This window comes from Janthinobacterium sp. SUN073 (assembly GCF_030397665.1).
GTDB lineage: Bacteria > Pseudomonadota > Gammaproteobacteria > Burkholderiales > Burkholderiaceae_D > Janthinobacterium.
The window spans coordinates 1333538-1355514 of record NZ_JAPUBT010000001.1 but is presented as its reverse complement, the minus strand read 5'-3'; the positions used below and the strand labels follow the sequence as shown (position 1 = coordinate 1355514).

The 21977-nt window shown below is 64.4% G+C and carries 20 protein-coding genes; 5 read left to right on the top strand and 15 right to left on the bottom strand.

The features are described 5' to 3' along the window. Nucleotides 1-40: 40 nt before the first annotated feature. Nucleotides 41-1621 carry a methyl-accepting chemotaxis protein gene (locus O0882_RS06100; RefSeq protein ID WP_289946142.1) on the top strand — a complete coding sequence of 527 codons (1581 nt, stop codon included), beginning with the start codon at nucleotides 41-43 and terminating at the stop codon, nucleotides 1619-1621. On the opposite strand, the gene O0882_RS06095 is transcribed toward O0882_RS06100, so the two are convergent. From O0882_RS06095 to O0882_RS06040, 12 genes are all read right to left on the bottom strand, one after another. Next, nucleotides 1618-2841, bottom strand: coding sequence for a Xaa-Pro peptidase family protein (locus tag O0882_RS06095; RefSeq protein ID WP_289946141.1), 1224 nt, complete (start codon nucleotides 2839-2841; stop codon nucleotides 1618-1620). The genes O0882_RS06100 and O0882_RS06095 overlap by 4 nt on opposite strands. Nucleotides 2842-2886: 45 nt before the next feature. After that, a complete protein-coding gene (locus tag O0882_RS06090; RefSeq protein ID WP_289946139.1) occupies nucleotides 2887-3423 on the bottom strand; it encodes a type II secretion system protein in 537 nt (178 codons plus the stop codon). Further along, the gene (locus O0882_RS06085; RefSeq protein WP_289946138.1) at nucleotides 3410-3793 is read right to left on the bottom strand and encodes a type II secretion system protein; all 384 of its coding nucleotides are present in this window, start codon (nucleotides 3791-3793) and stop codon (nucleotides 3410-3412) included. Before O0882_RS06085 ends, O0882_RS06090 begins: the two co-directional genes overlap by 14 nt. Before the next feature lie 5 nt (nucleotides 3794-3798). Continuing rightward, nucleotides 3799-4281 carry a type II secretion system protein gene (locus O0882_RS06080; RefSeq protein WP_289946136.1) on the bottom strand — a complete coding sequence of 161 codons (483 nt, stop codon included), beginning with the start codon at nucleotides 4279-4281 and terminating at the stop codon, nucleotides 3799-3801. Further along, nucleotides 4278-6158 carry a secretin and TonB N-terminal domain-containing protein gene (locus O0882_RS06075; protein WP_289946134.1) on the bottom strand — a complete coding sequence of 627 codons (1881 nt, stop codon included), beginning with the start codon at nucleotides 6156-6158 and terminating at the stop codon, nucleotides 4278-4280. The genes O0882_RS06080 and O0882_RS06075 overlap by 4 nt, the downstream gene beginning before the upstream one ends. A gap of 17 nt (nucleotides 6159-6175) precedes the next feature. Next, complete coding sequence (locus O0882_RS06070; protein ID WP_289946133.1) at nucleotides 6176-6712, bottom strand: hypothetical protein; 537 nt, start codon at nucleotides 6710-6712, stop codon at nucleotides 6176-6178. Next, a complete protein-coding gene (pilO, locus tag O0882_RS06065; protein WP_289946132.1) occupies nucleotides 6709-7329 on the bottom strand; it encodes a type 4a pilus biogenesis protein PilO in 621 nt (206 codons plus the stop codon). Before pilO ends, O0882_RS06070 begins: the two co-directional genes overlap by 4 nt. Continuing rightward, nucleotides 7317-7859: a hypothetical protein gene (locus O0882_RS06060; RefSeq protein WP_289946131.1), complete on the bottom strand. Its 543-nt coding sequence runs from the start codon at nucleotides 7857-7859 to the stop codon at nucleotides 7317-7319. Before O0882_RS06060 ends, pilO begins: the two co-directional genes overlap by 13 nt. Beyond that, the gene (locus O0882_RS06055) at nucleotides 7850-8653 is read right to left on the bottom strand and encodes a hypothetical protein (protein ID WP_289946130.1); all 804 of its coding nucleotides are present in this window, start codon (nucleotides 8651-8653) and stop codon (nucleotides 7850-7852) included. Before O0882_RS06055 ends, O0882_RS06060 begins: the two co-directional genes overlap by 10 nt. Then, nucleotides 8640-10337, bottom strand: coding sequence for a GspE/PulE family protein (locus O0882_RS06050; protein WP_289946129.1), 1698 nt, complete (start codon nucleotides 10335-10337; stop codon nucleotides 8640-8642). Before O0882_RS06050 ends, O0882_RS06055 begins: the two co-directional genes overlap by 14 nt. A gap of 10 nt (nucleotides 10338-10347) precedes the next feature. After that, nucleotides 10348-11541 (bottom strand): type II secretion system F family protein, encoded by a 1194-nt coding sequence (locus O0882_RS06045; protein WP_289946128.1) that lies wholly within the window; start codon nucleotides 11539-11541, stop codon nucleotides 10348-10350. Nucleotides 11542-11788: 247 nt separating this feature from the next. Beyond that, nucleotides 11789-14320, bottom strand: coding sequence for a M4 family metallopeptidase (locus tag O0882_RS06040; protein ID WP_289946127.1), 2532 nt, complete (start codon nucleotides 14318-14320; stop codon nucleotides 11789-11791). Between the two features lie 673 nt (nucleotides 14321-14993). On the opposite strand from O0882_RS06040, the gene O0882_RS06035 reads away from it, so the two are divergent. Next, on the top strand, nucleotides 14994-15650 hold the full coding sequence (locus O0882_RS06035) for a hypothetical protein (protein ID WP_096237898.1): 657 nt from the start codon (nucleotides 14994-14996) through the stop codon (nucleotides 15648-15650). 52 nt (nucleotides 15651-15702) lie between these two features. Here O0882_RS06035 and argH read toward each other — a convergent pair whose 3' ends face one another. Continuing rightward, the gene (gene argH / locus O0882_RS06030; protein WP_219115461.1) at nucleotides 15703-17100 is read right to left on the bottom strand and encodes an argininosuccinate lyase; all 1398 of its coding nucleotides are present in this window, start codon (nucleotides 17098-17100) and stop codon (nucleotides 15703-15705) included. A 266-nt stretch (nucleotides 17101-17366) separates the two neighbouring features. Here argH and O0882_RS06025 point away from each other — a divergent pair, with 266 nt between their 5' ends. Beyond that, complete coding sequence (locus tag O0882_RS06025; protein ID WP_289946124.1) at nucleotides 17367-17564, top strand: hypothetical protein; 198 nt, start codon at nucleotides 17367-17369, stop codon at nucleotides 17562-17564. 165 nt (nucleotides 17565-17729) lie between these two features. After that, complete coding sequence (locus O0882_RS06020; protein ID WP_289946122.1) at nucleotides 17730-18155, top strand: GNAT family N-acetyltransferase; 426 nt, start codon at nucleotides 17730-17732, stop codon at nucleotides 18153-18155. A gap of 65 nt (nucleotides 18156-18220) precedes the next feature. Here the strand turns inward: O0882_RS06020 and O0882_RS06015 are convergent, their stop codons facing one another. Both O0882_RS06015 and O0882_RS06010 read right to left on the bottom strand, forming a co-directional pair. Beyond that, the gene (locus tag O0882_RS06015) at nucleotides 18221-19609 is read right to left on the bottom strand and encodes a YfcC family protein (protein ID WP_289946120.1); all 1389 of its coding nucleotides are present in this window, start codon (nucleotides 19607-19609) and stop codon (nucleotides 18221-18223) included. 9 nt (nucleotides 19610-19618) lie between these two features. Next, a complete protein-coding gene (locus O0882_RS06010) occupies nucleotides 19619-20755 on the bottom strand; it encodes a succinylglutamate desuccinylase/aspartoacylase family protein (protein WP_289946119.1) in 1137 nt (378 codons plus the stop codon). 202 nt (nucleotides 20756-20957) lie between these two features. On the opposite strand from O0882_RS06010, the gene O0882_RS06005 reads away from it, so the two are divergent. Continuing rightward, entirely contained in the window at nucleotides 20958-21956 is a 999-nt protein-coding gene (locus O0882_RS06005; protein WP_289946117.1) for a MurR/RpiR family transcriptional regulator, read from the top strand. Nucleotides 21957-21977: the final 21 nt, after the last annotated feature.

Below are 21977 nucleotides of genomic sequence, written 5' to 3'. Positions count from 1 at the left end.
ATGCGGCGGCCCGATAATTCATCAGAATCAGGAGACAGCAATGAGCATCAAACGCAAGATATGGGCGCTGCCCGTCGTCTCGGCCGTGATCTTTGGCTTGGGACTGGCCGTCAGTGCCTACCTGTCTACGGCCGCGCTCAATTCCATTCACGCCACCGAAAGCACCGACTATCCCGTGCTCGACCTGGCCAAGTCGCTGACGCTGGACGTGGCCGCCGTCGGCGACGGCTTGCGCGATGCCGTCAGCGAAGGCGACAAGGAGCGCATCGGGCAAGTCGATGGCCAGGCCGTCAAGCTGCGCGCCAAGCTGGCCGCCTTTGCCGCTATTCCCGGCCAGCGCGAGCACGGCATGCAATTGGCGAAGGAGTTCGATGCCTACTATGCGCCGGCCATGAGTGCGGCGCGCATCATGCTGGAGATGGAGCAGGGCGACCCGCAAGCGACCGTGGCCCGCATGCAGGGCGCGCTGGCGGTGCTCAATACGGACCTGGCCAAGACCAACGAACAAGCGCAATTGCAGTTCAAGCAAGGCATAGAACGCAGTGCTGCCAACGTGCGCAATGCGCTCAATACCAGCATCGCCGTGGCGCTGGCCGTCATTGTTTGCCTGGCGGCCGTGTCGCACTTTGTCGTGCGCGCCATCTGGCAGCAATTGGGCGGAGAACCCGAATACGCGCGCCAGATCGCGCGCGCCGTGGCCGATGGCGACCTCTCGATGCACATCGAGACGGAGGCGGGCGACCAGGCCAGTCTGCTGGCGGCGCTGAAGGAGATGCGCGGCCGGCTGGCCGGCATGGTGTCCGGCATCAAGGCTTCCGCCGAAACCATCCAGGTGGCCAGCGCCGAAATCGCGCAAGGCAATGCGGACCTGGCCGCGCGCACGGAGTCGCAGGCGGGCAGCCTGGATCAGACGGCGCGCAGCATGGATAGCCTTACAAACACCGTGCGCGACAACGCCGCCAATGCGGGCCAGGCGCATGCACTGGTGCTGTCGGCATCCTCGGTGGCCGTGAAGGGGGGGCAAGTGGTCAGCCAGGTGGTCACCACCATGGGCGAGATCAACGACTCATCGAAACGCATTGTCGACATCATCGGCGTCATCGACGGCATCGCTTTCCAGACGAATATCCTGGCCTTGAATGCGGCCGTGGAGGCGGCGCGCGCGGGCGAGCAGGGACGCGGTTTTGCCGTGGTGGCATCCGAAGTGCGCAATCTGGCGCAGCGCAGCGCGGCAGCGGCGCGCGAGATCAAGCAATTGATCGGCGATTCGGTGGCCAAAGTCAACGTGGGCTCGAAGCTGGTCGACGAGGCGGGGCTGACCATGGGGCAGATCGTCGATTCCGTGAAAAAAGTGGCCGACATCATGGCCGAGATCAGCGCCGCAAGCCAGGCGCAGAGCGCCGGCATCGGCGACATCGGCGTGGCCATCGGCAGCATGGACCAGATGACGCAGCAAAATTCCGCGCTGGTGGAAGAGGCGTCGGCGGCCGCCAAATCGCTGCAGGAACAGGCCGTGCAACTGGGCGCGGCGCTGGCCGTGTTCAAGCTGGCGCAGGGAAGCACGCCGGCGATCACCGCCGTGCCAGCGGCACGGCGGCTGGCGTTGACGAAGGCGGCTTAAACCTTCAGCCCGAACGGATCGTCGATGCTGTGCGCTGGTTCGGTGAACCAGCGCGGGCCGTTTTCCGTCATGTAAAAATGGTCTTCGTGGCGGATGCCGAATTCGCCGGGGATGCAGATCATCGGCTCGTTCGAGAAGCACATGCCCACGTCGAGCGGCGTCGTGTCGTTGCCCACCAGGTAAGGCCATTCGTGGATATCGAGGCCGATGCCGTGGCCCGTGCGGTGCGGCAGGCCCGGCAGCTTGTAGCCTGGGCCGAAGCCGTCTGCCTCCAGCGAGACGCGCGCGGCGCGGTCCACGTCGCCGCAGGGGACGCCCAGCTGCGCGGCGGCGAATGCGGCGGCCTGCGCCGCCTTTTCGCTGTTCCACACGCTGCGCTGGCGCGCGTTGATAGCCCCAAACACATAGGTGCGCGTGATGTCGGAGATGTAGTTCATCACCTGGCAACCCGTGTCGATCAGCACCGTGTCGCCCGCCTTCAGTGTCTGCACGTAATTCACACCATGCGGATAGGCCGTCGCTTCGCCGAACAGCACGATGCAAAAATACGAGCGGGGCGCACCCACCTTGCGGTGCGCGCGCTGGATGAATTCTTCCACTTCCACGGTCGTGATGCCTTCGACCAGCATGCTGGCCGTGGCCACGTGCACGGCCAGGGTCATGTCCATCACGCGCTGCATCAGGGCGATTTCCGCCGGTGACTTGCGGCTGCGGCAGTACGCCGTGACGGCGCGCGCATTTTCCAGCGCGTAGCCGGGAGCCAGCGGCCGGATGCCGTCATAGATGAAGAAGGCGGCGCTTTCGCAGATGCCCACGCGCGGCGGCGCAGCCGCATCCTGGGCTATCCCCATGCGCGTCAGCACGTCGACGAACAGCTGGTAAGGGCTTTCATGTTCTTCCCAGCAATTGACCTTGCCCTCGATGAGCATGAAGCCCGTCAAGGTGCTTTCCTCGAAGGCGGGGGCGATGTATTCGATCTCGCCGCTGGCCGGCAGGATGGCGCCCACCATGCGTTCGCTGGCATACCATTTGGTACCCGTGAAATAGGTGAGGTTGGCGCCAGCGTTCAGGTAGATCGCGGCGATGCCCTGTTCGCGCATGAAGGCCTGCGCCCTGGCGATGCGTTGCGCATGTTCGGCCTTGCCGATGGCGACCATGCCGCCCGTCATGTCCGACAACGATGCCAATGCCTGTTCGATGGAAGTGCCACCTATGCTCATGCCTGCTCCTTTGTTCGATGCGTGATACGGAAAGGATGCATGATATCAGTTTGCGCCTTTCGGCTTGAGTCCCGGCGCGCCGCCGGCGGCATCGGGCGGCGCCAGCACCAGGTCGTGCGGATAGGTAAATTGCCAGTCCGCGTAGCGCTGCTTGCGGCGCAGGCTGGCGTCTTCGTCGAGAAAATTGTCCTGCTTGATGGGGAGTTGAGGCGACAGCGAATGGATGCCGACGATGCGCCCCTCCTGCCGCAGCAGGCCCCACTCCGCTTTGCCGGTGACGGGGTCCGCATACAGGCGGCGCAAGTGCCGCCGGGCGTTGGCAAAGCGCGGATCGCGCAGTAGCTCCTGCAAGGTCAAGGGATAGCGGGGCCGCCCGTCGCCCGGCGTGCTGTCGTAGTAGCGGCCCAGCGCATTGCGGAATTCATGGCCGATGAACAGCAGCTCGCGTTCCTTCTCGCGCCGCGCGGCCGTGGCATGCAATTCGCTGGCCAACACCAGACCGACACCCATGAAGGCGACCAGCATCAGGGTCCAGATATACGCGAAGCCCCGCGCGCGGCGTTGAAAATCAGAGCTGCTCAAAGGGGATGCCCTCACGCGTCTTGCCCTTGGCGCCGCTGCGCACGTCGGCCACGCCGCCGATCTCGCCATTCGGAGAAGGGATCAGCTGCCAGGTGGCGGCGGACTCCGTGACGGGGTCCAGCGGCACGCTGCGGAAGTAATGGTGGGTCACCAGGTCGGCCAGCGCGGCCGGATATTCTCCCTTGTCGGCGTAGTATTTATCGAGACCACTCCTGAGCACTTGCAGGTTTTCCTTCAGCGCGACTTCCTTGGATTTTTCCACCGAGCCGAAATAGCGGGGAATGGCAATCGTCAGCAGCAGCGAGATGATCGCCAGCACCACCAGCAATTCGACCAGGGTAAAGCCGCGCCGCGGGGATGAACAGGGCATGGGGATCACCATTGATTGAGCGGCACGCCGTTCAGGCCTGCCTTGGTCGAGCGCGAGGCGACGTCGAATACGTCCTCGCCTTCGCTGGGATTGTCTGGCGGCGAGGCATAGGCGCGCTTGCTCCAGCTGTCGGCGGCGCTGCCTTCTTCCCTGGGCTGGAATGGGTCGCGCGGCAGGCGGCGCAAAAAATAGATGTTCTGCTTCGAGGGACTGCGCTGGTCGGGCACGCCCTCGACCAGTTCCTCCAGTTTTTTCGGATAGCCGGAGGCGCCCAGCGACAGCTTGATGCGGCCATTGTCCGAGGCGCGCTTGTAGGTATCGATGGCTTCGCGTATCTCGATCAGGGCGCTGCGCAATTCCTGCTCCTTCGCCCGTTGCAAGGCCACCTGCGCCATCGGCACGGCCACCGTGGCCAGGGTCGCCATGATGGCCAGGGTGATCATCAGCTCGATGAAGGTAAAGCCTTGCTGTTTCACTGGCCACCTCATTGGCCACCTTTGCCTGCCTTGTCGCCGGCGGCGGGCGCTTCGTCGCCGCCCGTCATGGGCGAGCCGGTACGCGGCGCGGCCTGCTCGGGCGCGGCGATGGCGTCAAGCGTGCCGCCCACACTGGCGCGGCCGCCCACCGCTGCCTCGGTGCCCGAATTGAATTCGGCCGTCAGCAGGTCCGGGCGGCGGATGCTGCGCAGCAGGCGCGGCGTGATCGACAGTACGATCTCGCTGCGCATGGCGTCATCCTTCTGGCTGCCGAACAGGCGGTTCAACATGGGCAGTTCGCCCACGCCGGGCACCTTGTTGGCCGTGCCCCTGTCCTCGTCGCTGATCAGCCCTGCCAGCACCTGCGTCTCGCCATCCTTCAGGCGCAGCACGGTGGAGGCGCTGCGCGTGCCGATCTGGTAAGCCTGCGTGCCCGTCTTGCTGATCACTTCCTTGACGACGTTCGACACTTCCAGGTTGATCTTGATGGCCACCTCGTCGTCCAGGTAGACGTTCGGTTCGACGTCGAGCTTCAGGCCCACCTCGATGTAGTTGACGCTGTCGGAACTGACGCCGTTGTTCGTCGTGACGGTGATCACGGGCACGCGGTCGCCGATGAGGATCTTGGCCTTTTCCTTGTTGCGCACGCGGATGCGCGGGTTGGCGAGGATATTGCTGTCGCTATCGGTCTTGTTGGCGTTCAGGGTGACGCCGCCGATGCCCAGGTTGATATTGTCGCCATTGATGCGGCGCAGGTCCGCCACCTTCAGGCCGCCCAAGCCTCCCGTGCTACCTGCGATGCCAGCCAGTGTCAGGTTGGCCTGGTCGGGCCAGCGCACGCCCAGCTCCATCAGGCGCGTGCGCTTGACTTCCAGCACCTCGACTTCCAGCATCACTTCCGGGTCGGCCAGGTCCTGCACGTTGATGATGCGTTCGGCCATGCGCACCATTTCCGGCGTATCGCGCAGCATGATGATGCCCAGGCGCTCGTCGGTGACGACATCCTTGGCCTTGAGCAGGGTCTTGATGGAAAACGCCACCGTCTTGACGTCCGCATTGGCGAGGAAGAAGGTGCGTACCACGAGTTGCTGGTAATCCTTCACCTTTTGCGGCGTGTTCGGGTAAATCGTGATCGACTTGTCGCTAGTGACGCTTTGTTCCAGCTGGTTGGCGCCCAGCAGCATGGCAATCGCTTCTTCGATGCTGGTGTCGCGCACGGAAATGGTGGCGCGCAGGGCCGGGTCGACTTCCTTGTCGAAGACGAAGTTCAGGCCCGACACCTTGCTGATAAAGTCAAACACGGAGCGCAGGGGCGCGTCGCGAAATTCCAGCGTCACGGGTTTGCGGTAGGCGGCCGCGAGCTTGCCGCCGGCCGGCCGGGCGCTGGCCTGCGCGTCGCCGATGCGGCTTTTCAGGGCCAGCGCTTCGCGCTGCGCGGGGCGTTCCTGCAGCACCTGGCGCAAGGCTTCCTGCGCCTGGGCGATATTCGCTTCGCCGCCGCGCTGATAGCTGGCCTGCGCTTCCTGCACCAGCTTGCGGTGCCGTTCATCCTGCTCCACGCCGGCCAGGCCCCGCTGCGCCACGTCGTTGCTGGCGTCCAGCGCCAGTGCCTGCCGGTACAGCGCTTGCGCCCCGGCTAGGTTGCCCTGCTGGCGTAGCGCTTCCGCAGCGCCATTCAGCTTGTTCAGCGCGCGCATCCTGCCATTCGTGACGGCGATGCGGTACTTGGCGTTGGTCGGCTCGGCTTGCGCCGCCTGTTCCAGCAGGGCCAGGCCCTGTTCCGTGCGGCCCGCGCCCAGCATGGCCTGGCCATCGGTATAGGCCTGGTTGCCGGCACAGGCGGCCAGCAGGGATAGCATCGGCAGCAGGGTGAGGAGAGTACGAGACATACGTGCGGCGCGTCGTTTCAATTGAGGTCCCCTACGGCGAGTGTCTGTTTCAGGTTGAGCGGCAGATAGGTAAATTGCAGGGCGCCCTGCACCACGCCGTCGAAGCGGTAGCGCTCTTCGAGCGTGTCGCCGGGCCACGCCACCACGTTGCGTTCGCCCGCCTGCAGGAAGTAGGCCGCCTTGCCTTCATCGACAAAGCGGCCAAGGAATTGAAAGGGCAGCGGTGGCGGCGCGTTCGCATCGACGCTGGCGGCGGGGAGTGCCGCGCGGGCCGCCTGTTGGTCGAGCATGATCTTTTTCGGCGTCTCCGGTTGCCAGCTTTGCTTGGCGAACAGGGTGGCCGCTTCCTCGTCCTCCAGCGCCCGGCGCGGATGGATGGCCAGCGCGCGATTGGTCTGCGGCGCGGCGACTGCGGCGAGCGGCGCGACCGCCACCCGTTCCACCTGGCGCGGCGTGGCTGTGGCCGGCCCCACGATGCTGCCTTCATCCTCGGGCGCGAAGAGGGCGGCCAGCAAGGTCGCTACGGCGGCGGCTCCCAGTACGGCCTTTTTCATCGGCGTACCTCCGCCTTTTTCACCAGCAGGATGAACTGGATGCGCGCGTCGATCTCGCCCGCTTCGATCTGCTCGCGCTTGAAGAGCACGGAGTCGAGCGTCAGGGTGGGCAGCACCTGCAGGGCGTCGACGATAAAGGCTTGCAACTGCGCGTATTCAGCGTGTACGGGCAGGGTGATCTGGTAGCGCAAAAAGGCCGTGTTACCGTCTTCCTGCGGCTTGTAGTCGGCCTTGGCCAGGGTGACGCCACTCTTTTGCGCCACCTCCAGCAAGGCCTTCAACTGTTCGGGAATGCTGTCATGCGTGGGCAGGTAAGCGTGAAAGGCGGCCAGGCTGTCGGCATCGGCATCGAGCGTGATGGCCGCCGGCGGCAGCGCCGACTGTCTGGCAGCAGCGGCCAGTTGCGCCGTCAATTGCTGCTGGTGTGCGGCCAGCGCGTCGCCTTGCTGCACGGCGAAGGCGGCCAGCGCCAGGCAGGCCGCGCCGATGGCGCAAGGCCAGCCCAGCGTATGCCACAGCCGCTGCGCTTTCCACTGCAGGCGCGGCGGCATGCGCAGCTGCAGGCGTGGACGGGCCACGGGCGCGCTGGCTTTTAGTGCCGGTTTTATTGCCGCCATTGCGCCTCCAGCTGAAAACGATACGGGTGTTCCGGCGCGTTGGCGTGCATCTCGTGCTTGAGCAGATACACGGAGCTGAACATGGGCTGCTGGTTCAGGAAGGCCAGGTAGTTGAGCATGTCCTGCGGCGTTTCCGCTTCGGCGGCGATTTTCAGCACGCTGGCGCCATCCTGTCCCTGCTGCGCGTTCAGGTCCAGTCCCAGCAGGGCCACGCGCACGTCGCGCGGCGCCTGCACCGTCCTGACCAGGCGCGTGACGGGCAGGTTAAGCTGGCGTACGGCGGCGGCCACCTGTTTCAGTTCGAGGTCGCGTTCGCGCTGCTGGCTTGCCGAGAGAGGGGCGCGCACGGGGCGCGCTGGCTGCAGCTGCGCCAGCTGGGCTTCCAGGCGCCGCGTTTCCTGCGCCTGCACCAGCCAGTACACGGCGGCCGGCAGCAGCATCAGGCCGCCCGCCAGGCACAGGGCCAGGCGCCAGCCCTTGAAGGTCTGCCTTGCTCCGGGCGGCAGGAATTCAAGGCGGCTCAGGCCCATGCGGCCTCCCGCATCAGGTGGGCGCCGCTGGCCACGGCGATGGGCACGAAGCGCTCTGGCACCTCCGCTTGTGGCACGCCGCTCAAGTCGAGCAGCGCCACCTGTCCGATGGCGTCGAGCTGCGGTGTGCGCAGGTTCCAGCGCCGCCACGCGCTATCCAGTTCATCGCCCCAGGCGATAGCGCAGGATTGGCTGTGCAGGGCCGTGATGCGCCCGCTGCTCGTCGTTGCCAGCAGTAGCCGTCCCGCTTCCACCAGGGCGAAGGCGGCAGGTTTGCTACCGGCAGGCTTGCCGCCAGCGATGCTGCGCCAGGCCGGCCCGACGATGGGTTCGATGGACAGGCAGCGCCGGCCATGCGCTGCCGCCGCATCCTGCACGCCTTGCAGCAAGGCTGCATCGATGCCGCAGGCCAGGCGCGGCTTGCCATAGGGCGCGTCGTCGGCAGCCAGGCGCCAGGCGCGCGCGCCATCACCGTAGACGGCAGCGAACTGGCTATGCAGGAAGCGCTGTGCGCTGCTCCGGTCGAGCAGGGCGCCACTCCACGGCACCACCAGCATGGCGCACCAGCGGCTGGCCAGGCTGACGGCCAGCGGCAGTGTTTTTTCATTGTGCTGTTCGAGCCAGCCGCGCAGGGCGGCCAGCGCCACTTGCCAGCTGGCGTCGGGGTTCGCAATCGGCAGGTGGAAGGCGCTGTCGGGCACGGGATGGCCGGCGCGGCGCAGCACGCCGTGCAAGCCGTGCGGCGCCAGGTACAGGCACACGGTGGCGCGGCTAACGCGTTCAATAAGTGACACGATTGAGCTCCGCTAAAGTGGTTTCGCCGCGCCGCACCAGGTCCAGGCCCGCTTCGCGCGCCAGGCGAAAACCGTTGCGCGCCGCTTCTTCCTTCATCTGGCTCAGTGGCGCGCGCGTGCAGATCATTTCGCGCATGGCGTCGCTGAGCATCAGCACCTCGGCGACGGCCTTGCGGCCCTTGTAGCCGGTGCCGCGGCAATGGCCGCAGCCCTTGCCTGCCATGAATTGCCAGTCCTGCAGCTGGTGCAGGGCCAGGCCGCTGTCGCGCAATTGCTGCGCATCGGCCAGCACTTCGGCGCTGGCGTCGACGGCGCAATGGATGCAATTGAGGCGCAACAGGCGCTGCGCCACGATACCGTTCAGGGCCGCCGCAAAGCTGTAGGCATCCACGCCCATGTGCAGGAAGCGGCCGACCACATCAAAGACGTTGTTCGCGTGCACGGTGGTAAACACCAGGTGACCCGTGAGCGCCGCCTGCACGGCGATCTGCGCCGTTTCGTCGTCGCGGATCTCGCCGATCATGATCTTGTCGGGGTCGTGGCGCAGGATGGAGCGCAGGCCACGCGCGAACGTCAGTCCCTTTTTTTCATTGACGGGAATCTGCAGCACGCGCGGCAATCGGTATTCGACGGGGTCTTCGATGGTGACGATCTTGTCGCGTCCCGTATTGATTTCCGTGATGGCCGCGTACAGGGTGGTGGTCTTGCCGGAACCGGTGGGCCCCGTCACCAGCAGCATGCCGTGCGGCTTGGCCGCCAGACGGCGGATCTGCTCGATGGCGTCCTCGTTCAGGCCCAGGCTCTCCAGGCGCAGCGCCTGCGCCGCCTCCGTCAGCGCGCGCCGGTCCAGCAGGCGCAGCACGGCGTCCTCGCCAAAGATATTGGGCATGATGGAGACGCGAAAATCGATCTCCGCCCCTTTCACGCGCACCTTGAAGCGGCCATCCTGCGGGATGCGCCGCTCGGCGATGTCGAGATCGGCCATGACCTTGATGCGCGAGATGATCTGTTCGGCCATCTGGAGCCCCTGCACCTGGCCCGCCTGCACCAGTACGCCGTCGACGCGGTACTTGATGACCAGGCTGGCCACGTCGCATTCGAGGTGGATGTCGCTGGCCTGGAATTTCAGGGCATCGTAGATGGTGGAGTTCACCAGTTTCACCACCGGGCTGCTGTCCTCGCTGATGCGAATGAGCGAGATGTCTTCGATGCTCTGGTCGAGTCCCGGCACATCATCACCGTGTTGCATCTCCTGCATCGCCTGCTGCACGCTTTCCTGCTGCAGCAAATAGGCGGCCAGGTCGTCCGGGTGTGCCAGCGCCACCGTGAAGGGCGTGGACAGGCTGAAGTCGGCCCATTGCAGCAAGTCTTCGGCAAACGGGTTGCCGATGACGAGCACGGGCGGCGCGCCGGGTGCGCCCGGCTGCAGCAGCACGCAGTCGCGCTGGGCGCAATCCGTGTAGGGCAGCAGGGCAAAGGCGGGCAAGGCGGCCTGCAGCTCGGCCATCGTCCAGGCCGGGTAGCGGAACAGGGCGGCCAGCTGGCGCAAAAAGACTTCGGGCGGCAGGGCCGCCGTTTCCTGCAGCACGGCCATCTGCGGGCGGCCCTGTTCCAGCGCGCTGGCGTGGGCCCGGCGCAGCATGGCGGCATCGAGGACGGTGCGTTCTTCGTCGCGTGCGTTCATGACATGAAATTCAAGATAAGCTCCCGGCCAGTTCAAAGATCGGCATGTACATCAGCACCACCACGCCGCCGATCACCACGCCGATGATGGTCATCAGCAGCGGCTCGAGCAGGCGCGACGCCCAGTCCACCCAGCGGGCGAATTCCTCGTCGTGGAACTTGGCCGAGCGTTCCAGCATGTCGCCCAGGCGGCCCGTGTTTTCTCCCACTTTCAGCAGCGATTGCGCCACCGGCGTGGCCATGCCGGCGTGTTCCAGCGCGGTGGAAAACGGCATGCCTTCCCGCACCGCGCGGCGCGCCTGCGCCAGTTGCTCCTGTTGCGCCGGCAGCAGCATGGGGGCCACCATGGCCAGCGCCTTGTGCAGCGGGATGCCGGCGTGCAGCAGCAGGCTCAGTGCGCGGTAGAAGCGGGCCAGGCGAAATTCGGCCGCCTTCCCGGCCAGCACCGGCAGGCGCAGCAAGCGCAAGACCAGGGCCTGGCGCGCGCCGGCATTGGCGATGCCAAAGACCACGGCGCCGACCGCGGCGGCCAGCGCGCCGGCACACAGCAGCGGATGCGCGGCCAGGGTCTGGCCAAAGCCGAGCAGCATCTGCGACATCCAGGGAATCTCGCGGCCCGAGCTTTCGTAGACGACGCTGAACTTCGGCACCACGTAGCCGAGCAGGAACAACGTCACCAGGCCGCCGACGACGAGCAGCATGCACGGGTAGATGGCGGCGGAAATGAGTTTTTTGCGGATGGCGTCGAACTGCAGCTGGTAGCCGACAAAGCGCGCCAGCGCTTCCGGCAGGTTGCCCGAGCGTTCGGCCGCATGCACGGTGGCGATGTAAATGTCGGGGAAGATGTCGGGGAAACCGGCCAAGGTGTCGGAAAAGCTCTGCCCTTGCTGCAGGGTGAGCACGATGGCGGCCAGGGTGGCCTTGGCGCCCGGGCGCGTTTCCTTGTTGTGCAGGGTGGCCATGGCCTCGCCCAGGTTCAGGCCCGCTTCGAGCAGGGCCAGCAGCTCCTGGCTGAATTGCAGCAGGGGCAGTTCCTGTTTGCCCGGGCGTAGCGCGGCGCCCGTGTCTGAGGTGGCGCCAGCGTCGACGGCCAGCACGCGCCAGCCGCCGCGCACGGCCGCGCGGATCGCCTCGGCCTCGCTGGCGGCGTCGACGGCCAGTGCCTGGCTGCCGGCCGGGCCCTGCACCTGGAGGTGGAACTGCATCGTCGGCTCAGGTGAGCAGGGCGACGGAAGTAGACAGGGACAGGCTGCCAGGGAGGAAGGCGCGTGCGGTCATGGTAGGCATCGGTCGGGAACAATCCAAAAAAAGTTCAATTCGTCGCGGGTACCGGCAGCAGCAAGAGGCAATGATTTGCCGCAGGGTAGACTGGAATTGCCAGAAAATCAATCGTGCGGTGTTGCATGCGCGGGCAAGCCCTTGTATCGATGGCTTGCCCGCATGTTCAGCCGCTTACTGGGTGATCAGGCTGACCTTGTCGATCACGAACGAGGTTTGCAGCGAGGCGTCCTCGGTTGCGGCAAACGAGATCTGTACGGTCTGGCCCTTGTAGGCGATCAGGTCGAAGGTGCGGATCTGGTAGCCGGCCGCCTTGTTCACGTTCGAATACGTGGCCAGAGTACCAAGCACCGTGCCGGCGCTGTTCTTCACGGTGACGACCAGCTTGTCGTACACGGTATTGCCCGTTTCAGCCGTGTCGATATGCAGCGCGAAGCTCAAGTTGGCGGACGTGGCGCCGGCCGGAATGGCCACGCTTTGCGTCAGCGATTCGCTGGCCGTGGCGCCATTGCCGCCCAGCCAGGCGTACTGCGTGCCTTCGTACGCGGTCTGCCCCGTGAAGGTGCCGATGGCGCCCGTGGTGCCGCTCCAGCCCGTGGCGCCGGACTCGAAGCCGCCGTTCGTCACGCGTTCGGTGGCGCTGCTGGTGCCCACCGTCAGGGTGGCGTTGTTCGACGTGGCCGTCACGGCGGGCGAGGACGAATCCGTCACCGTTGCCTTGAAGACGGCGCCGCTGTCGGCCGCCACGGTCGTGAAGCTGTAGGCGGGCGAGGTGGCGCCGCTGATCACGGCGCCGTTGCGGTACCACTTGTAGGTGTATGGCGCCGTGCCGCCGCCCGCGCCCACGGCGAACGAGGCGGTGGCGCCCGGTGCGACGGTGATGCTGGCCGGCTGGCTGGTGATGCTCACCGCGCCGCCCGTGCCGCTTTCATCGACGTCGGCACCCACGTTGATGGCCGCATACGCGCGCTTGACGGCCGTCGCCTCGGCGCTGCCCACGCCATACAGTTCTTCGGCGGCCAGCAGCACCTTGTTGCGTGCATCGGCGTAGTTGGTCGACGAAGTGAACTTGGTGGTCGATGCCTTGAACCAGATGCGGTAGGCCTTGTCGCTGCCGATACCCGTCATGGCCAGCGGGCTTTTGTTCAGGTAGGAGCTGTAGTAGTCGCTGCTGGACGTGGAGTTCGATCCTTGCGACAGGAAGTAGAACATGCGGTTGTTCGGGCCGCTGCTGTAGTGGACGTCGAGGTTCTTGATGGTGCTGCTCCATGCGTTCGGGCTGCTGCCATCCTTGCTCGGTTTGTACAGCCAGCGCAGTGGCTGGCCATTCTTGGCGATTTCCTTGCCCGTCATCCAATCGTTGCCCGTGTTGGGAATGCTGGTGCCCGTGCCGCCGGCGCGCGCATACGCTTCCACCATTTCGCCGGCGATGTCCGAGCTCGATTCGTTCAAGCCGCCCGATTCCTGCGAGTAGATCAGGCCCGAGGTGGCGTCCGTGATGCCGTGGCCCATTTCATGGCCGATCACGTCGATGGAACCGAGGTTGTTGAACGAGCTGCCGCCGTCGCCGATGTACATGCACTTGCAGCTGCTGTCGTAGTAGGCGTTGTCGTAAGCCGTGTTGACGTGGGCGGCGATGTGGGTGGCCGTGTTGTTGCCGTCCAGGCTGGACCAGCCCAGCACATTCTTGTGCGTGTCGTAGGTGTTCATCAGGCCCCACATCGCGTTCACGGCCGCCGTCTGGCCATTGGCGTTGGTGGTGCTGCCGCCGTTGATGTACTGCTGGCCGTCGCCCCAGGTATTGCTGGTGCTGCTGTACACGCTGCCCGAGGTGGTGCCGTGGTTGGCATTCGTGATGGCCATGCCGCCGAAGCTGCCGCCCGTGCCGCGGCTGGGGTCCTTCATGGTGTAGGTGCTGCCCGTGAGCGTGGTGTTGAGCGGCACCTGGCCGTTGTACTGGCTGTTGCCGATGCCGGCGACGGTTTTCAGGGCTTTCCACTGGCGCAGGATGCGGCCGTCCTTGGCGCTGACGATGGTATCGTAGTAGACGGGTTTGTTACCGCTGATCATGCGCGTCTGCACCAGGTAGGCCAACTCGTAGTGGTCGACCACGTCCTGCACGTCGAGGGCGTTCAGTGCCGCTTCCGATTTGTTCTCGGCGCCAGCCACGCGCACGGTTTTCATCACGGGATAGATCAGCAGTTGCGCATGCGGCGGCACGTGGTCGACGGCCGGCACGCCGATGCTTTTCACTGCGGCGGCGATGGCGGCGGCAGCGCTGACTGCCGGCGTGGTGTCGATATCGGTGGTGGCGCTGCGGGTGACGGCATTGATGCCGCCGCTACCGAGGCCCGAAGCGCGGTCCGACACGGATTCGCTGACGATGTCGCCGGCGCTGTTGCTGACCACCACCGTCTCGGAACCGAAGACGGGCAAGCCCTTGTAGGTGTGCTGTACGCGGCTCACACGCGTGCCGCTGACGCCCGGATGCTGGGCGCCGACGGCAAAGCCATGTTCGGTATTCAGGCCGCGGCTGCGCGCCTGCGCGGCCAACTTGTTGACCAGGCTGGCGTTCTCTTGTGGAGAGGCCAGGGTGACCGGGGCGGCCATCAGGGTGTGTGGCAGCGGCGTGGCGGCATCGGCCGTGGTGGCCATCAGCGGCAGGGCGGCGATGGATGCGGCAACTATCGTCAAACGTAAATTCATTTCTGCTCCATGGTATCGGTTAAGGAAATGGTGAATGAGCTGGCCGCGATGCCTGATGGCCACCCCGGCGTGCCTGGCGGCGAGCGGATAGCCTGCCGTTTTTGTGGTGGCATGAAGTCGGGTAAGGGGACACTAAACTTGTCGAGATCGCCATGTCAAAAAATTCAAGAAATGGGTCACTACGCGAATTTTTGTTAAGAATTGAACATTTATCGGCGCGATATCGTCGCAAAGTTTGATGTATCGCAAGCTGCAAATTTTGTTTTGGACCCATTCCCTCAATGACGTGTTCTGTTGGAAAAACACTGTTGCATTTTCTAAATGTTGCGATCTACACTAGGTCTGCGCGTGGTCCCCAGTGGCGCACGCGAAGACAAAAAAAGCGCACGCGGCAATGACCGCGTCCAGATACGGCGCATCGGGAAAAAATCGGGAGTTTCACATGACATCAGTTCTGTTTTCTGCTGTTGGTTTCAGCCATTTCCCCTCTGGAGCGGCCTGCATGCTGCATCCGCCTTCCTAGCCGCCGCTATTCGGCTCCTCCCCCTGCGACGGGGGCTTTTCAGCGAGTCCGACCGCGCCACCCGGCGTGGCCGCTGGCGCAGTGCATCCTTTTTTCAGGAAGGGTTGCCGGCTCCTGGTGCGTGCACCGGAATCACCGGCCCGAAAAACTATGCTTTCGATAGCGACCAAAGTGGAACAGATCGTGATGGAATCGGCGTTTCTCAGCGAGGGGCTGGGCCGGGGCTTGCTCAACTTGTCGGAACTGGCGCGCCAGTTGCAGCCGCAATTGCAGACCGACCTGTGGAAACCGGTGGGGCAGGCCGCCGTGGTGATGGCGCTGCGCCGCCTGGCCGAGCGGATGCCGCAGCAGAAAAGCGGCGAGATCGTGTTGGCGCACCGCGCGGGCGAACTGTCCACGCGCAGCGAATTGATGATTTTTACCTACCGCTACTCCGACCAGACGTATGCCTGCCAGCGCCAGTTGCTGGCGCTGGCAGCGCCCCAGCGCGGCACGTTCATTACCGTCACGCGCGGCGTCAACGAGGTGATGGTGATCTGCAGCCGTTCGCTGCATGCGCTGGTGGAAGAGGTGTTCGGCGAAGAGCAGGAACTGGCGCGCCTGGAACGGGTGACGGCCGTGACCTTGCATCTGGCGCCCGAAACCTGCTATACGCCGGGCGTGTATCACGCCATCCTCAAGCGCCTGGCCTGGGAGCGCATCAACCTGATCAATATCATCTGCACGTATACGGAGCTGACCTTGCTGCTGGAAGCATCGCAGACGGGGGCCGCTTTTTCCGTGCTGTCGAAAATCGTCGCGCAATGAAAAACGCCCCGCTGCAGCGATGCAGCGGGGCGCTTGAGCGCGCAAGCGCGGTTTATTTTTCCAGTTGCGTGCGCACGCGGGCGATCGCGGCGCGCACCTGGCGCGGCGCGGTGCCGCCCACGTGGTCGCGCGCGGCGACGGAGCCTTCCAGCGTCAGCACTTCAAACACGTCTTCACCGGTCAACGGGGAAAACGCGCGCAGCTGCTCCAGCGACAGGTCGGCCAGGTCGCAACCGGCATCGACGCAGGCGCGCACGGCCAGGGCCACCGCTTCATGGGCGTCGCGGAACGGCAAGCCCTTCTTGACCAGGTAGTCGGCCAGGTCGGTCGCCGTGGCATAACCCTGCAGGGCTGCCGCGCGCATCGCTTCCGGTTTTACCGTGATGCCGCCGGCCATGTCGGCGAAGATGCGCAAGGTGTCGATGACGGTGTCGACGGTGTCAAACAACGGTTCCTTGTCTTCCTGGTTATCCTTGTTGTAGGCCAGCGGCTGGCCTTTCATCAGGGTCAAGAGGCCAATCAGGTGGCCATACACGCGGCCCGTCTTGCCACGCGCCAGTTCCGGTACGTCCGGGTTTTTCTTTTGCGGCATGATCGACGAGCCAGTGCAGAAGCGGTCGGCGATGTCGATGAAGCCGATGCGAGGGCTCATCCAGATCACCAATTCCTCGGCCATGCGCGACACGTGCATCATCAGCACGGCGGCAGCGGCGCAAAATTCGATGGCGAAATCACGGTCCGACACGGCGTCGAGCGAGTTGTGGCAGACGTCGTCAAAGCCCAGCGTTTTTGCCACGCGCAGGCGGTCGATGGGGAAGGTGGTGCCGGCCAGGGCGGCGGCGCCCAGCGGCAGGCGGTTGACGCGCTTGCGGCAATCGGCCATGCGCTCGGCATCGCGGCCGAACATCTCGACATACGCCAGCATGTGATGGCCGAAGGTGATCGGCTGGGCCACCTGCATGTGGGTAAATCCCGGCATGATGGTGTCGGCATGCTGTTCGGCCAGGTCCGTCAGCGCGCTGCGGAACGTCGCCAGCAGGGCGGTGATGTCGTCGATGGCGGAACGCACGTACAGGCGGATGTCGGTGGCCACCTGGTCGTTGCGTGAACGGCCCGTGTGCAATCGCTTGCCCGCATCGCCTACCAGTTCGGTCAGGCGTTTTTCGATATTCAGGTGGACATCTTCCAGGTCCAGCAGCCATTCGAACTGGCCGGCGGCGATTTCCTGCGAGATTTGCGCCATGCCGCGCACGATTTCAGCGTAGTCGGCCGGGCTGATGATGGCTTGCGCATGCAGCATTTCCGCATGGGCCAGCGAACCTTCGATGTCGAACAGCGCCAGGCGCTTGTCAAAAAATACAGAAGCTGTGTAGCGCTTGACGAGGTCCGAGACCGGTTCGGAAAACCGGGCCGACCAGGCTTCGCCCTTTTTGGAGAATTGATCAGTCATGAAAGAAGTCCTTTAGTGTAAGGCGATTATAAACAAGGTTGGCCTGCGGTAGGGCTTTTAGGGGCTTGCAGGGCGCTGAAATGGCCGGGAATGGGGCTGGCACGCGTCAAATGCGACGCTGCGGATGCTGTTCTGCGTTCCATCCGGGCTTTTTGTATTCTGTCCCGCGAATCGTGCGTTTGGTCGCAATCCGATGGCAGTTCAGGGGCGATCGGCCTACAGTTCAATCATCGCAACACACAACCAGCCACTCAAAGGACACCATCATGAACATCGCTAAAAACATGGAAGCCATCTTCGTTGCCATCATCGCCATCGCCGCCGCAACCAGCCTGGCCACCGCCGCCGTGCCGAAATTTCGCGCCGCGCCAGCCCCCATCGCCGCCAGCGCCGATCAAGCCGCCATGCACACCGTGTACGTCAGCGCCAAGCGTCTGAGCGCCGAAGAAAAAGCCGCCCTGTAAGCGCGGCGATGGCATTGCCGGCAGTACAAGCAGCATCCGCAGCAAACAGCAACACCGCATCACGGACAGGCAGAACGGGTGGCGCCCCCGGTTCTATCCAGCCCTGGTGACAGCCGCAGCAAAAAGGCCGATGATCGTGCTTTTAACGCTAGCAGGGCCTGCGCGATGTCACATTTGATGATCAGCACCGACAAGGCGGAACTCGACGTTCCAGCCATCCACCATTTTCTCAGCACGCAATCGACATGGGCCATCGGCATCCCGCTGGCTACCGTACAGCGCGCCATCGACCATTCTCTATGCTTTGGCGGCACGCTTGACGGCCGCCAGGTGGCGTTCGCGCGCGTGGTCAGTGACTACGCCACGTTTGCCTATCTGGTCGACGTGTATGTACTGGAAGAGTACCGGGGCCGCGGCTATAGCAAGCGCCTGATGGAAGCCGTCATGGCACATTCCGACTTGCAGGGACTGCGCCGTTTCATGCTGGCCACCGGCACGGCGCATACGCTGTACGCGCGTTACAGTTTCACGGCGCCGCTGCGCCCGGAAACGCTGATGGAACGCTATATGCCGGACATCTACCAGCGTTGATTGATTACCTTGAGAGTCGGGCGCAAAAAAGCCATGGGGCCTGGGTGTCGCCATGGCCGGGGTATTTACTGCCAGTGCATCAGGCACGGCGGAATCAATAGCAGCAGCGCCAGCACCAGATAAATCAGCTGCAGCGGGATCATCCACTTGGCCCAGGTAATCCACGGCACGCGCGCCAGCGCCAGCACGCCGACGGTGATGCCGGAGGTGGGAATCATCGGCGTGGTGAATTCGCCGAACTGGAAAGCCAGGATGGCCGTCTGGCGCGTCACGCCCACCAGGTCGGCCAGCGGCGCCATGATGGGCATGGTCAGCGCCGCCTGGCCGCTGCCGGAATGGATGAAGAAGTTGATCACCGACTGCATGAAGAACATCTTTTGCGCGGCAAAGACGGGGCTTGACGACGCCACCAGGGGCGTGAGCGCATGCAGCATGGTGTCGATGATCTGCGCATCGCGCGCCAGGATCATGGTGCCGCGCGCCAGCGCGATGACCAGCGCCACGCTGACCATGTCGCGCGCGCCTTGCACGAAGGACGCCACCAGGCTGTCCATGTCGAGCCGGCCAACCAGGCCGACGACGATGGCCATCACCAGGAACAGGGCGGCGATTTCATCGATGAACCAGTCGTACTTGACGACGCCGACGACCATCGTCAGCAAAGTCGCCATGAAAATCCACAGCACCGCGCGGTGCGTGCGGGTCATGCCGGCAAAGCTGTCGAGGTCCATCGAATGCTCGTTGCGCTTTTCGATGTCGAGCAGGTAGGTCGGGCTTTTTTCCGGATGGCGCTTGATGCGCGCCGCATACCACATCAAAAATACGATGCTGACGGCCGTGGCGATGGCCCATACGATCAGGCGGTAGCCGATGCCGGAAAAGATCGGCACGCCGGCGATGCCCTGCGCGATGCCGACGTTGAACGGATTTAAAAAGGCGGCGGAAAAGCCCACCTGCGAACCGATGAAGGGAATCGACACGCCCGTGATGGTGTCATAGCCCAGCGCCAGCGCCAGCGGCACGAAGATCAGGATGAAGGGAATGGCTTCCTCGTTCATGCCGAAAGTGGCGCCGCCCAGCGAGAACATGGTGAAGAAGACGGGAATGATGGCGGCGCGCACGAAGCGCGAACTGGTATGCGCCTTGGCGATGGCCTTGATCAGCGAATCGAAGGCTTCCGTTTTTTGCAGCACGGCGAAGGCGCCGCCGACGATCAGGATGAAGCCGATGATCAGGCTGGCGTCGACGAAGCCCTTGATGGGCGCCATCATCAGCGCGGCCAGTCCCTGCGGCTTGTTGTCCACGTAGTGAAACGTGCCGGGAATGATCAGCTGCTTGCCGTTCACCAGTTGCGTGTCGAATTTCCCGCCCGGCACCAGCCAGGTCGCCAGCGCGATCATGGCCAGGATGCCGCACAGCAGGACGAAGGTGTTGGGGAGCTTGAACTTTCTCATGGGTGACATTTATTGGCTCAACAGGCTGCCGTCGCGGAAGGCGATGGCGCCGGCGACCTTGCCGACGTTCATGCCGCGCAAGACGTGGCGGTGGGCGCTGCGCGCAAAGAAGACTCCGGCGACGCTGCAGCGCAAGGTCGTCGTCTCGCCGCTGACCGGATCGATCAGGTCGGCCAGCGCATCGCCGGCGGCCAGCACCTCGCCCATTTCGCGCAGGTACACCAGTACGCCGTGATGCGGCGCGAGGATCGGTTCCACGCCGGCCAGCGGCGTGGGAGCGCATTGCGGTGCGGGCAGGTCGTCGCCGGCGCCGGCTATCTCCAGTACGCCCTCGATGGCAAGAAAGCGCAGCAGGGCGGTGGCGTCGCGCTCTGCCAGGGCGTAGCTCACTTCCACTTCGCCGCGCAATTCGACGGTGGTCGACAGGCAGGCGGCGGGAATCGGATAGCGGCCCTGGAAGTGTGCGTCCAGGTCCCACCACAGGCGGCTGCAGGCTTCGTCGAACGGCTCTTCGCCGGCCGCCAGTTCCAGCAGCACGGCGCGCGCGCCCAGCAGCGCGGACAGGGGCGCGATCTGCGCCGCCAGCGGCGTGCCCGTATAGATGTGCAGGGCCGCCTCGTTATCGCAATGCAGGTCGAGTACGATGTCGGCATCGATGGCCATGCCCAGCAGCGTCTTTTTCAGCGTCTCCGCATCCGTGGACGGCCGCCAGGCGGCGACGGCGTCGCGCGCATGCTGGCGTATCAGCGCCACGTTGGCTTGCGCATCCTGCCCCAGCTTGCCATCGAGCGTGGTTTTCAGTTCATCGGCCACGTGGCGGTAGGCGCGGTTGAAGTTGATGCCGGTGGTCAGGTCGAAGCGGCCGAACGGCGCGCCATGGATGGCTTGCGCCAGGCCGATGGGATTGGCGGCCGGTACCAGGATCACTTCGCCGTGGATCTTGCCCGCCGCCTCCAGCGCCAGCAGTTCGCGGCGCAAAAATTGCGATACCAGCATGCCCGGCACTTCGTCCGCGTGCAGCGCCGCCTGGATATACACCTTCTTGCCACTGCGGCTGCCGGCCGCCGCCGTGCCAAAGTGAAAGCTGCTCAACTGGCACGCTACGCTGGCGTGCGCGCTGGAGATGGGATGCTGTTGTACTTGCATGGTAAATTCGCCCCAAAACGGGGCGCGGTTGATGGATTTCGGTCGATTATGTAGCATTATTTTCACGAAGTAAATCAATGAAAATCCTTTTACAAATATTTGTTGAGTTTTCTTTTTGATATGAGTAGAGTAAGTTCCAGCGACCCGTTTTCGCCTTTTTAACCGTCATCCGCCATACACAAGAACACAGGCCGCCAGTGATATGAAATCATCCGCCAGTCCTGCCCGCAACAGCTCCCGCACGCCCGTGGCCGCCGCCCTGGCGTCGCCCGATGCCGCCTTCGCGCAATCGCCGCTGGGGCAAACGCTGATGCACGTGCTGGCCAGCGGCTCGGCCTCGCAGCGGCAGATCGCCGATTACCTGCTGCGCAACCAGATGCGCGTGACGGCGCTGGGCATCGAGGAGCTGGCCGATAGCTGCCAGGTATCGACGGCGACCATCAGTCGCTTCGCGCGCGACATCGGGCAAAAGAATTATTCGGCCATGCGCGGCGCCATGGCCGAAACCCTGCAATCGCTGTTGCAGCCAGTCGACAAATTGCGCCGTACGATAGAACGGCGTGCGCGCGCCACATCACCCGTCACGGAAAGCCTGGAGTATGCGGCCGCGAATATCGCCGCCACGTCCGATGCCCTGTCGCCGCCCGCCATGCAGGCCGTGGTGCGGCGCCTGACGCGCGCCAAGGTAGTGTATGTGATGGGTTTTGGCCTGTCGGCCAATCTGGCGGGCATGCTGGTGCAGCATCTGCAGCCGTTTTGCCCGCATGTGGTGGAAGTGGTGGGCATCGGCGGTTCGGAAGTGGCGGCCGGGCATCTGGTCAACCTGACGGCGCACGACGTGCTGGTGGTGATCTCGTTCCCCCGCTACACGCTCGACTGCATCGGCCTGGCCAGCTTCGCGCGCGACCGCGGCGCCTGCATCGTGGCGCTCACCGACTCTCCCGCGTCCCCCCTGGCCGAACTGGCCGATCACGCGCTGTATGCGCAAAGCACGCATCCCGTCCTGCCCAGCAGCGCCAGCACGGCGCTGGCCATGATCGAGGCGCTGGCCGTGGCGCTGATGGTGTCGAACAAGAAGAACGTTGAAAAAGCGGCCCGCTTGAGCGAAGTCATCGCCGCCTATCTGTACGGCGGCGAGCATGGCGTGCCGGGGCCCCGGAAAGCAGTATCCAGGCAGCGCAAGGCAGTGAAAAAATCATGATAAAAATCAGATATATACCAT